We start from the raw sequence: 12,348 nt of genomic DNA, 5'->3' as shown, positions 1-12,348 counted from the left end.
TTCCGAATGATGATCTTCTTGTACTCACTTTGGAGACGATTTACCTCACAATGCAGTTGTAACGGCATTTTTTAATCTGGATACGCCTTCCTGTAATTGTTCATCTGACAAATGTGCAAAAGACAAATAGATACCATACTTCGTACCAACAGACGTTGAACTGCTGACTTCTGAGTATACCACACCTTGTGACCTAGCTGATTCCCGAAAGGCTTCATAAGTGGTCACATTACCTCGCCACCAACCAAACACGTGTAGACCCGCTTCATTCTCCACCCAATCAAACCATGTAGAGAGGTGTTTGTTCAAAAGTTTGAGTAACAGATGGAATTTGCGACTGTATAATCGATTCATTCTGCGCAGATGACGCTCATATTGACCGCTTGTCATGAATGCAGCTAATGCCCGTTGTTCGATCAGGTTGACGGGTCTTGGCTCATATAATGCCTGTGCCTTTCTAAAGGTGTCAGCCAAGGTAGGGGGAAGAACCACATAACCAAGTCGTACTTCTAAAGGCAAGGTTTTTGTAAAGCTACCCAGGTAGATTACACGTCCAGCTTTATCGAGTGTTTTCAGTGGTTCAACATGCATTCCGCGATATCGGAATTCACTATCATAATCATCCTCAACAATCATGGCATCATTTCGCTGTGCCCAGTCCAGCAAGGTTTGTCTGCGTTCCAGACTGAGCATTTCACCAGTAGGAAATTGTCGTGACGGCGTGACAAACAACATACGTGCTTCCCAGTCTTGAGGCACAACGCCCTGACCATCGAGATTAGCTTCAATCAACTTTGCACCCGCAGCCAATATGGCTTTAGAAATTCCGACATAACAAGGACTTTCTGTCACTACATAATCCCCAGGATCTGCAAGTAATTGAGTGAGTAGAGCTATAGCTTGCATGGAGCCTGCAGTTACTGCAATATGATCCGGATCGACTTGAATGCCCCGCATCCTTCGAAGATAGGCAGCAATGGCTTCTCTCAATTTTGGATCCCCGGTTGAACTAACCATGGCAGAAGTTGTTTTCAGGTGATGCTCACGCTGCCTTATCTCTGCATACAATCGATTATTCCATTCATCGTAAGGAAACTTGGAGAAATCAGGTTGATATTTGCTAAAGTCGATCACTTCGTCGCTATTCATTCTGAAATCATGTGTATGAGCATTGGCTGGTGCATTTCTTTGAATCGAATGCTGTTCAAACTGCTGAATACGATTTCCCCAGGCGGATAAGTGATGCGTACAAGCTTTCACGGTGGACGCATTATTGTTCAAATCCAACTGGTAAGCAACAAAGGTTCCTCTTCCATGCTCTGAATGAATGTAACCTTGAGCAGTCAACGTATCATAGACCTGATTCACAGTTCCTCTGGAAATGTGATACGTCGCAGCTAACTCTCTAGTAGAGGGTAACTTCTCACCATGTATAAGATTACCTTCATGAATTGCATCACGAATGGCATGATATAGAGCTTTCATCTTTGTATATTTTCGGTTCAAATATGAACTGTAAGCTACATGAAATTGCATAGGACCTCCAGAGTTATCATTGAAGTGGTACAATAAAAACCAAAAATATTGGATCTTTTTATATGACCATTCTCATTCTATACTAAATCATAGATTAGAGCGATGCCTTTATTGAAAACCACCCAAAAGTTAATTAGGAGGACTACAATCATGCAAACAGGTACAGATCGTGTAAAAAGAGGAATGGCTGAGATGCAAAAAGGTGGCGTCATCATGGACGTTATGAATGCAGAGCAAGCTAAAATTGCTGAGGCGGCAGGGGCAACAGCTGTTATGGCTCTTGAGCGGGTACCATCTGATATTCGTGCAGCAGGCGGTGTAGCTCGCATGGCAGATCCTACCATCGTTGAAGAGGTTATGAAGGTTGTATCTATCCCAGTTATGGCCAAAGCACGTATCGGTCATTACATAGAAGCCAAAGTGCTTGAATCCCTAGGTGTGGACTATCTCGATGAAAGTGAAGTTCTTACTCCTGCAGACGAAGTGTTCCATATCGATAAACATGAGTTTACTGTACCATTTGTATGTGGAGCCAAAGATTTGGGAGAAGCTCTTCGCCGTATTGGTGAGGGAGCATCGATGATTCGTACAAAAGGTGAGCCTGGAACGGGCAACATTGTTGAGGCAGTTCGTCATATGCGTCTAATTAACAGCCAGCTCCGCAAAGTGCAAAACATGTCCAAGGACGAGCTGTACGCTGAAGCGAAAAATCTCGGTGTAGCTTATGAGTTACTGCGCGAAGTTCATGAAAACGGCAAACTTCCTGTCGTTAACTTTGCAGCAGGCGGTGTAGCTACTCCGGCAGACGCAGCATTAATGATGCACCTGGGAGCAGACGGTGTGTTTGTAGGATCAGGTATTTTCAAATCCGATAGCCCTGAGAAATTCGCTCGTGCAATCGTTGAAGCTACAACACATTACACAGATTACAAACTGATTGCGGAAGTATCCAAAAACTTGGGCGCCCCGATGAAAGGGATCGAAATTTCTAAATTGGCTCCAGAAGAGCGCATGTCCAACCGCGGTTGGTAAGATAGCAATCCATCTAGTTGAATAGGTAGTTTGAACATTTATATAGAAGAGCCGATCAATTGAACCTTAATTGATCGGCTTTTTTGTTCTTACTGTTTAGCTTGTTGATATCTTCAAAATGCTGTGGCTATAATAATCGGTATGAAGGAAGGTGCAGACAATTCGCTATCTATATGAGTTTATTCAACATCAGGACGATCTGCCTATGAAACTCTTCGTGAACTCGGTAAAACATATTGATTTCCATTGGCACAAGGAAGTGGAAGTTGTATATGTTCTCCACGGTTCAATCATCATGTATCTGGACCAACAGCAATATACACTGCATGAAGATGATGTGATTGTGGTTAACAGTATGTCCGTCCACAAGATCGAACGAACCAATCAGGACAATGTGTTATTAACATTGCAGTTCGGTCCCGAGTTGATGAACAATAATGCGTTTATCTCCTGTAACTCTGCTATGAACGTGGAACAAAACGCTCCTCGCCTGCAAAGTATTAAACAATATCTTGCGCAAATGGTATGGGAGATCAACAAAAAAACGCCGGGTTATCAAAATTTCACAATGGGCAGATTACAGATGTTATGCGGATGCCTGCAGAGGTATTTTTCCAGTGGAACAAATTCCGCATTGGAAGACGGTAGCAGGGATTATGACTATAAAAGACTGAACAGGGTCCTCACATATATTGATTTACACTACAATGAGAAGATTACACTGCAGGATATGGCGCATTCCGAACATTTAAGTTTGCATTATTTCTCCCACTTCTTCACCGACAAAATCGGGATACCTTTCCAAAAGTATTTGACGCTCATTCGCTTGGAGAAGGCTCAGGCTCAGCTGGCAGCAAACGATAAAAATATCTCGGAGATTGCGCTGGATTGCGGATTTGCCAATGTGAAGCTGTTTAACAAATACTTTAAGGAAAAGTACGGCTGTACGCCCGGTTCCTATCGGGAAGCTTCTCGTACACCGGAACTCCATCAGTTGAATGTGAACCGCAAACCCAAAACATATGAGGAGTCTTCAAGCGGAGATTATTACGAGATGGAAACGTTGAATGCGATTGGTTTACTGTATCGATATCTGGATGTTAAGGTTGACGCTGATCAAGACACGCTTCCTATACCGTCTGTACATCTGTCAGACCAAACTTATATTGAAATTCGTGCGGATCAGACGTCGTCTGTTTACGAAAAGCACTGGAATATCACCATGACGGCAGGGAGAGCCATTGAAGGTTTACGTGAAGATTGGCGGAAGCAGCTCTCCGCGCTGAAAGGAAAAGTACCTTTTCAATATATTCGATTTCACGGCATCTTCAATGACGAGATGATGGTGTACAGCGAGAACGAGCAGGGCACTCCCCTCTATAATTGGTCTTATGTGGACAAGTTGTATGATTTCCTGCTGGATCAGGGTGTTCGGCCATTTGTGGAATTAAGCTTTATGCCGAGCCAGTTGGCGAGATCCAAAGAAACGCTGTTTTGGTGGAGAGGGAATATTAGCCCGCCATCCGACCCTGCCAAGTGGCAGGCGCTTGTTGGTGAATTCGTTCGCCATTGTTTGAATCGTTATGGGGCGGAAGAAGTGAGGCAGTGGTATTTCGAAGTATGGAACGAGCCTGACCTGGCGGGTGTTTGTTGGGCAGGAAGCAAGGAAGAATACTTTACGTTTTACGAATCGACCGTTCATGCCATCAAATCGATTTTGCCGGAACTGAAGGTGGGGGGGCCAGCTATGGGTTACGGATCTCTCTGGAACGATACCTGGGCTGAGGAATTTTTGTCCTATTGCCGCAAGCGGGAAGTGGCTCTCGACTTTTATTCGTTTCACATCTATTCGGAGTATCCAAAGCTAAAAGTTGAAGACGATCGTTTAACGCAAATCATGCCGCCTGCTTTTTATAAAGAGAGTATTGCACTTATGCGGCAAAAAATGAATGCGTCATCGTACGGTCATGTTGAACTTCATGTCACCGAATGGAACTTTTCACTTTATGACCGTAACTTGCTGCACGATACCATGTTCATGGCTCCGTTTGTCATTTACCACACCATGAACACGCTCGGTGACGTGAAAGCGATGGCTTTCTGGTCCTTTACCGATGTATTCGAAGAAAGTATCGTTCCAGCTTCTCCTTTCTACGGAGGTTTTGGCCTGATTAACCGCGATGGGCTGAAGAAACCCAGCTATTATGCATTTGAGCTTATGCAAAAGCTTGGGGATGAGCTGATGGTCAAGGGAGACGGTTATGTCGGAACCCGAAAAAGGGATGGAAGCATGCAATTTTTGTTCTATCACTATGTGCATGTAGACCAGCTGTTTGCAAGTGGGGATTGGTCGGAATTATCCAGCTCAACCCGCTATGACGTATTTGAGGAAAAAGGTAGCAAAGCTTATGGACTTACCCTGAGCAATCTCGAGGGACCTTATAAATGCACCAGTTATCAACTGGATCGGGACCATGGATCGGTATTTGATGAGTGGACCCGCATGGGATCGTCCTATTCCTTGACGGAAGAAGAAATCCTCTTTTTAAACGGGAGGAGTGGACCCGTGATGGGGACAGAGATGATTAGAGATGAAAGTTGGCACAGAGAAATTTTGCTTCCACCGCATGGGGTAATGCTGCTCATTTTGGATAGACAATATTAAAAAAAAGTGCTTTTAAGACATCCTTTCAGTAGTGAAGGGATGTTTTTTGTTGTTTATTTCTTGTTCAGGCTGGCAAGCTAGAACTATAGCGATGGATTGGGCAAAAAACGAACCATGATGCGGCAAGTTCCAACAAGAAAGCGTTAACACAAATCGATATACTATGGTTGTGGCAGCTTAGAGGAAGACAGGGGGAGTTTTGGATGAAGCGTTTCATGAAATGGATGACAGATTCGTTTGCGCCAAGATTGGAGGCGTTTACGAATAATATTTGGGTTTCTTCGATTCAAGAAGCCATCATGGTCGCCATTCCGATGATTTTCATCGGTTCGATTATTACATTGATTTCGATTTTGCAGGATTTCATTCCGGGAATGCCGGACCTGACACCTATCACGACATTCAGTTTCGGTTTGCTTGGGTTGTTTATTGCTTTTTTGACGCCTTATGTCGTGATGGAAAAAAGAGAACGCCACAAAATCAAGTTGCTTGCGGGAATGACGGGGATATCTCTGTTCGTTATGCTGCTTAACCCGACAGTAAACGAAGACGGTACCATTCAGTTCATCCTTGAACGATTTGGTCCCTCGGGGATGATTACAGCACTCTTGGTAGGTGTATTTGTCGCTCTTGTAATGATTATGTGCAACAAATTTTCGTTCTTCAAAAAGGGGTCTTCACTTCCCGAATTCATTATGGACTGGTTCGATTTTCTCGTCCCGATCGCCCTGGTATTAACAACAGGATGGTTGCTTGTATATCAGCTTCATTTTGATATTTTTGGACTGATCGTGAACGTATTTGAGCCGATCAATGCCGTAGGGCAAAGTTTAACCGGATTTTTATTGTTCAACTTTATTGGCGTAGTGCTGTATTCCTTCGGCGTAAGCCCGTGGGTCATGACACCGATCTGGTACGCAATCTGGATACCTGCAATCGAAGAAAATGCAGCTCTTGTGGCAGCGGGACAAGATCCCGTCAATATCAACACATTTGAAACCTTTTTCTCCGGCTGGCTGGGTATTGGCGGTATGGGTGCGACTTTGCCGTTAGTTGTTTGGTTCCTGATGGCACGTTCGAAAAAACTGAAATCTGTCGGCAAGGCGACGATTATCCCGTCCTTGTTCAACATTAATGAACCTGTCGTGTACGGAGCACCGATTGCCTTTAATCCGTTACTCATGGTGCCGATGTGGATTAACTCACTTATCACGCCGGTGATTGTGTACTTGGCTCTCGACTGGGGTTGGGTACGGATCCCGAGCCAGATCTTCCAGCTATGGTACACGCCAATCGGCCTGTCCACCTACATTATGTCCGGACTCAATGGGCTTATCTTGCTGGCGGTCGTCCTGGTGATTGTATTTATTGTCTGGTTTCCGTTTTTCAAACTGTATGATGCACAGGAACTGAAGAAAGAACAGGAACAAAATTGATATTAGAAGGGTGAGTACTATGGATAAATCAATCAATGAATTGTTGACGGCATTAACGCTGGCCGAGAAAGCTTCACTCTGCGCAGGATTGAATATGTGGATGACAAAAGGAATCGAGCGGTTAAACATTCCGCCAGTTCATATGTACGATGGGACAAACGGCATCCGTAAAACAAACAGCGATGAAGAAATGGGGATTACAACGGAAAATGTACCCGCAACCTGTTACCCTACGGGTTCAGCCATCGGTTCTTCGTGGAATACGGATTTATTGTATGAAGTCGGTGTGGCACTGGGACGTGAATCCAAAACCATGGACGTTGAGCTGCTGCTTGGACCTGGTGTCAATATGAAAAGAACGCCGCTTGGCGGAAGAAACTTCGAATACTACTCGGAAGACCCATACTTGACGGGGGAACTTGGAGCGGCGTTTATAAACGGGATCCAAAGCGAAGGCGTGGGCGCTTCTGTCAAACACTTTGCGGGTAACAACCAGGAGTTCGAGAAGATGGTAACCAGTTCGGAAATCGATGAGCGAACGCTCCGCGAGATTTACCTGAGCGCCTTTGAACGTATTATTAAGAAATCCGATCCTTGGACGGTTATGTGTTCTTATAATTTATTGAATGGAACGTATACAAGTGAGAACGAACATTTGCTGAATGACATTTTGAGAGAAGAGTGGGGTTATGAAGGTGTTGTTCTATCCGACTGGACAGCTGTCAATGATCGGATACGCGGACTGAAGGCCGGGCTTGATCTGGAGATGCCGGGTCCCGCCCATTACAATGCCAAAGCGATCATTGAAGCGGTTCAGAACGGAAGCCTTTCTCAAGAACAGTTGGATCGCAGCGTGGGCCGGATTTTGAAACTGGTTGAGCGAGTAACGGGTAAGAAAGACTTGGATTCTTCTCCAGATTCGGACTATCATGCACTCGCGCGTAAAGCGGCGGCCGAGAGTATTGTGCTTCTGAAAAATGAGAACGCGATTCTCCCGCTAGGGCAGGAGTCCATTTCGTCAGTTGCCGTGATCGGACGGTTTGCCAAAAAACCGAGAATTCAGGGAGCGGGCAGTGCGAAGGTAACGCCTACAAAAGTCGATATTCCTTGGGACGAGATAAAAAATCTGGCTGGCGATGCCATGACCATGAATTATGCAGAAGGGTACCCGGAGGATGACTCCATCAATGATGAGCTAATCAAGGAAAGCGTGTCATTAGCCATGAATTCCGATGTTGCTGTATTATTTGTTGGCCAACCAGAATATGCGGAATCGGAGATGCATGATTTGCAAGGCATTGATCTTCCCGAGCATCAAGTGAAATTGATTCTTGCGGTAGCCGCGGTTCAACCCAAGTGTATTGTCGTAACGAGCAGCGGTTCCGCACTGGCGATGCGCCCATGGGTACAGCATGTACCTGGTGTGATTCATTCTTGGTTGTCGGGTCAAGGCATGGGTAAAGTGATTGCAGATGTATTATTCGGACAGACAAATCCTTCGGGCAAACTCTCTGAGACATTCCCTGTCAAACTGTCGGACAACCCTTCACACATGCGAATTCGCGGGGAGAACGGCAAGCTGTATTATCGCGAAGGCCTGTTCGTGGGTTATCGATATTATGACCGGAAAGAACTGGCACCTCAATTCCCGTTTGGACACGGATTGTCTTACACATCGTTCTCCTATACGGATCTGGAAGTGGCTCAGACTCATAACGGTGTTACTGTGTCCTTCCAATTGAAAAATACCGGAAAGCGCAAGGGAAAAGAAGTTGTTCAATTGTATGTTCACGATGAAGAGTGCACATGGACCCGTCCAGAGAAAGAATTGAAAGCTTTTGCCAAAGTTGAACTAGAGCCGGGTGAAAAACGCAAGATTACTTTTGAACTGGAAGAGAGAGATTTCTCATATTACAACACCAAGTATAACCGTTGGGTGGCAGAGACCGGGTTTTTCCAAATTTCACTTGGCAGCTCGTCTAAAGATCTCCGAATTACGGAACGTCTACATTGTGACTTTGGTAAGGAAGAAATCACGTTCCACAAATTCAGTCTGCTCAGTGAGTGGATGAGTGATCCTGTGGCAAAAAAGGAATTGGAGCATTGCCTGAATGAAATGAACGAGCACGTTACGGACAAGGTATATCTTAACGAGGAGTTTGTGGGATTCTGGGCAGATTTCCCGATGATCAAAGTGTTCCAAATGTTCGGCCAACAATGGATGAATGAGCGTTCACCTGATGAAATTATTAATGAACTTATCGCCAAGGTTAACCAGGCACGTAATGAATAGTTAAGTAAAAGAGGAACCAAGTTCAATCCCGTACAGGGGAGATGAACTTGGTTTTTCTGTGAGCCCAAAATAAGAGGCACCATATGAGGGTCTCTTTTAATTCATCAGACGAATGATATTGATTATTGTTCTCATTTACATGCTTCGACATTTACTGTATACTGACAATAGTTATTTTACATATTGGTCTAAACGACAAGAGAGAATTCAAAAGGGAGAGATTATTTACATGTTGGTATCCGTTAAAAAAGGGATGTTTCTTTGTTTGATTACTGCAATTATTCTGGTGCTCGCAGCGTGTTCAAGCAACAATGGTGGAAGCGAAGATGCAAATGGAAGCTCACAGCAAGCTGCGGAGAGCAACGCCACGAATGATGTAACAAATGGGGAACAAACCGATGCAGACGCTTCTGCACCTGCTGAAACAACTTACCCGGTAACCGTTTCAAATTATACAACAGAGAACGGCACATGGGTGAAGAAGGATCAAACGTTTGACAAGGCACCCGAACGAGTGGTTGCCAATACACAAGGTGCAGCCGAGCTGATGATTCGCCTTGGTTTGACAGACAAACTTGTAGGTGTAGCTGCGTTGTTTGGTAGTGTACCTGAAGATATTGCTGACGAGTTTAAACAAATTCCTGTGCTTGCTGAAGGCTATGTAGGTAAGGAAGTGACAATAGGGGCTACGCCTGACCTGGTTGTAGGGCGTGGTGGATTGTTTGAGGATGCGGACTGGGGTGTTGGTACAGTAAGCAGCTTGAATGATATGGGGATTAAAACGTACGTACAAAGCACCAGTGTTCCTGATGCATCGTTAGATAGTCTGTATCAGGATATTACTGAATTAGGTGAGATATTCAACGTACAAGCCAATGCAGCGGCATATATTGAGACGCTTAAAGCACGCGAGAATGCCTTGTCGGCCCGAGCTAGCTCTGAAACGATCAACTATGCATCTTTTTCGGATAATGGTGATGGAACTATTGGAATCTACAACGGAAATGGTGATACGTTTATTGAAAGTGCAATGTCATTAATCAATATGCATAATATGCTTATTAATGAAACTGGCACACTCAGTCTGGAGAAGTTAATCGAGATTAATCCGGATGCGATGATTATTTCGAGGTATGCAGGTGGTATTGATCCTGAGCAGACGATTGAAAAGCTGCTTGCCAACAAACAGGTACAAAACATTAACGCAGTTAAAAACAAAAAAATCTACATTATCGATTTCAACAACTTCTGGGGTTACGGGGATTCCATCTTCACAGGCGTTGAAGGACTTGCTGATGATCTCGGGTTATAAATGAGTACCATTAAAAGTCGCTATTTTAGCGGCTTTTTTTGTTATCAGGGACCCAATTCTTGTTCCAAGCTGTTCCCGGTCAGTCCGCTGAATGATAGTGAGAATGGAGTATATGAATACATGCAACACTTAATATAACGGCGGGTATTTCACATAAATCATTTTATGAGTTTCTGAACACTCTATATTAATACGACTTGACTTGTGAATGTATTATCAGTATAGTGTGAATCAGTTCACGCTTCACATTAAGGAGTAATCTATGCCAAAAAATTCTTTCTTTCGTTTAGATGAAACAAGGCGCGAGGAAATATCGAATAGCGCTATGCATCTTTTTGTTAATAACCTTTACGAGGATATAACTATGAAGATGGTTTTGGATAGTTTGTCCATGCACCCCGGAACATTTTATCGATATTTTGAAGACAAAGATGACCTTTATTGTCAATTAATACGTAATGTGACCCAGAAAAGAGCTGCATATTTTAGTAACAGTAATGAAGATTCCCTTTACAGCTATTTCCTTACTGGCTTATTTGGTAACGTTAATGGCATGGTGACCGAGCCGCTGAATGAGTTGGAAATCAAACTGACTAAAACATTTTCATATATTCCTGAGGACATTTTACTGAAAGTATATGTGAATGTGTTAAAGGGCGAGTCATTCCCCATGATCAAGGACATTTTACGCCGAATGAGGGTTGATGGATATCTCCGACCGGATGTTGACGACGACCTGATTTCTTTTATGTTTGAGTCAATGCAGCTTAATTTAATCTTGTTTTTTAGAGAATTCGATATTAAGGACTCTAAGCTGCAACATAAGATCAGCAAATACTTTGCTGAATTTATGGGCCATGGACTGCTTGAAGATCATAAATATTCTGAAATGGTTAACGATCTCAAGGGGGAAAGAAAATGAAAACCTATGACGTATTTCCAGAACCAATTGGCGGCTATACTGTCGGTCGAACCCAGATGGATTTTGAGTACACGGCATCAGATTACTCCAAAAGAGAACTGACCGCTTTTGTGTATTATCCGTCTGACAGTAGCGAAGGTAAAACTACATCAACGTACATGTTTCCTGAAGTCTACGAGATGTTTAATGAGCAGCCACTTGTCACTGCGTTGAAGGATGTTTTCTCTATAGATATCAAGACCCAGTGTTACGACGACCTTGCTCTCTCCGGGAAGGAAAAGCGCTATCCAGTGTTATTCTATGTTTGCGGTGGAGGCGGTTCTCCAGAATGGGGTACAGTGCTCTGTACAGACTTGGCAAGTATGGGGTATGTTGTGGTAAGCATCGGCCATCAGAATAGCACGATGTATAAACGTAAAGATGGGCGCCTGTTTAATGTATCCAAGGATTTTTCGGATGTCATTACAGCGTTTGGTGAAGATCCGGAGATGCTGGCGTTGGCTGGTAAGATGGAGATGCGTCCTGACGATGAAACTGCCATTGAGATGTGCCGTAACGTGCTTGCACTACCGATACTTTCCAAGATAACAGAGTATAGTGAATCACAGGCAGAAGATGTAAGGTATGTAGCCGATTATCTTTACAAACTGGACTCTGGAGAGCTGAATTCCATCTTTAAGGGCAGATTGCTGCTTGACATCGGCATGGGTATAGTCGGACATTCTTATGGAGGGCCTACGACGGCGATGGTTTGCCGGGATGACGACCGGTTCGCCTGCGGGATTGGCTTGGATAGCGGTGCGTTTGGACTTCTTGACAGCGATCTTAAGAAACCCTTCTTGCTACTGTTTTGTGAACCTAACTATAATATGAATGCGATTATTGGCGCTAACAATAGCATGGAGACCTGTTATTTCTCAGTTGATCGTGTTGCACATTTGGATTACTGTGACATCGTGTTTACCAGTTTTAATGAGGAACTCAGAGGTGAACGGGATGCTATGGAGATGCGAAATATTGTTACAGACTATGCGAAGAACTTTTTTGATCATTACATACTGCAGAAGGCAGCAAGTGTGGAAAGCCTGGCATACGATGGTGTGGAATTGATCAGGAAGACCAGCAACAAGTGACATAACCGAGAGACTACTG

Annotated in this window: 8 protein-coding genes; 7 read left to right on the top strand and 1 reads right to left on the bottom strand. The window is 44.1% G+C overall.

All coding sequences use genetic code 11. The features are described 5' to 3' along the window. Positions 1–45: 45 nt before the first annotated feature. Positions 46–1,536, bottom strand: coding sequence for a MocR-like pyridoxine biosynthesis transcription factor PdxR (locus BLS69_RS08245; protein ID WP_091030255.1), 1,491 nt, complete (start codon positions 1,534–1,536; stop codon positions 46–48). A 147-nt stretch (positions 1,537–1,683) separates the two neighbouring features. Here BLS69_RS08245 and pdxS point away from each other — a divergent pair, with 147 nt between their 5' ends. From pdxS to BLS69_RS08210, 7 genes are all read left to right on the top strand, one after another. Then, positions 1,684–2,568, top strand: coding sequence for a pyridoxal 5'-phosphate synthase lyase subunit PdxS (pdxS, locus tag BLS69_RS08240; RefSeq protein WP_200869424.1), 885 nt, complete (start codon positions 1,684–1,686; stop codon positions 2,566–2,568). A 205-nt stretch (positions 2,569–2,773) separates the two neighbouring features. Continuing rightward, entirely contained in the window at positions 2,774–5,233 is a 2,460-nt protein-coding gene (locus BLS69_RS08235; RefSeq protein WP_256332256.1) for a GH39 family glycosyl hydrolase, read from the top strand. A gap of 203 nt (positions 5,234–5,436) precedes the next feature. Beyond that, positions 5,437–6,669 carry a PTS sugar transporter subunit IIC gene (locus BLS69_RS08230; protein WP_062834547.1) on the top strand — a complete coding sequence of 411 codons (1,233 nt, stop codon included), beginning with the start codon at positions 5,437–5,439 and terminating at the stop codon, positions 6,667–6,669. A gap of 19 nt (positions 6,670–6,688) precedes the next feature. Further along, a complete protein-coding gene (locus BLS69_RS08225) occupies positions 6,689–8,962 on the top strand; it encodes a beta-glucosidase (protein WP_091030252.1) in 2,274 nt (757 codons plus the stop codon). Between the two features lie 229 nt (positions 8,963–9,191). Beyond that, positions 9,192–10,274: an ABC transporter substrate-binding protein gene (locus tag BLS69_RS08220; RefSeq protein ID WP_091030249.1), complete on the top strand. Its 1,083-nt coding sequence runs from the start codon at positions 9,192–9,194 to the stop codon at positions 10,272–10,274. A gap of 262 nt (positions 10,275–10,536) precedes the next feature. Then, positions 10,537–11,196, top strand: a complete 660-nt coding sequence (locus BLS69_RS08215; protein ID WP_091030247.1) for a TetR/AcrR family transcriptional regulator — start codon at positions 10,537–10,539, stop codon at positions 11,194–11,196. Further along, a complete protein-coding gene (locus BLS69_RS08210; protein ID WP_091030245.1) occupies positions 11,193–12,329 on the top strand; it encodes an alpha/beta hydrolase in 1,137 nt (378 codons plus the stop codon). The genes BLS69_RS08215 and BLS69_RS08210 overlap by 4 nt, the downstream gene beginning before the upstream one ends. The last annotated feature ends 19 nt before the right edge of the window (positions 12,330–12,348 follow it).

It is taken from the genome of Paenibacillus sp. CF095 (assembly GCF_900101225.1).
Taxonomy (GTDB): Bacteria; Bacillota; Bacilli; order Paenibacillales; family Paenibacillaceae; genus Paenibacillus.
Note: the sequence above shows the minus strand (reverse complement) of the source record. Positions and strands in the feature narration are given on the sequence as shown.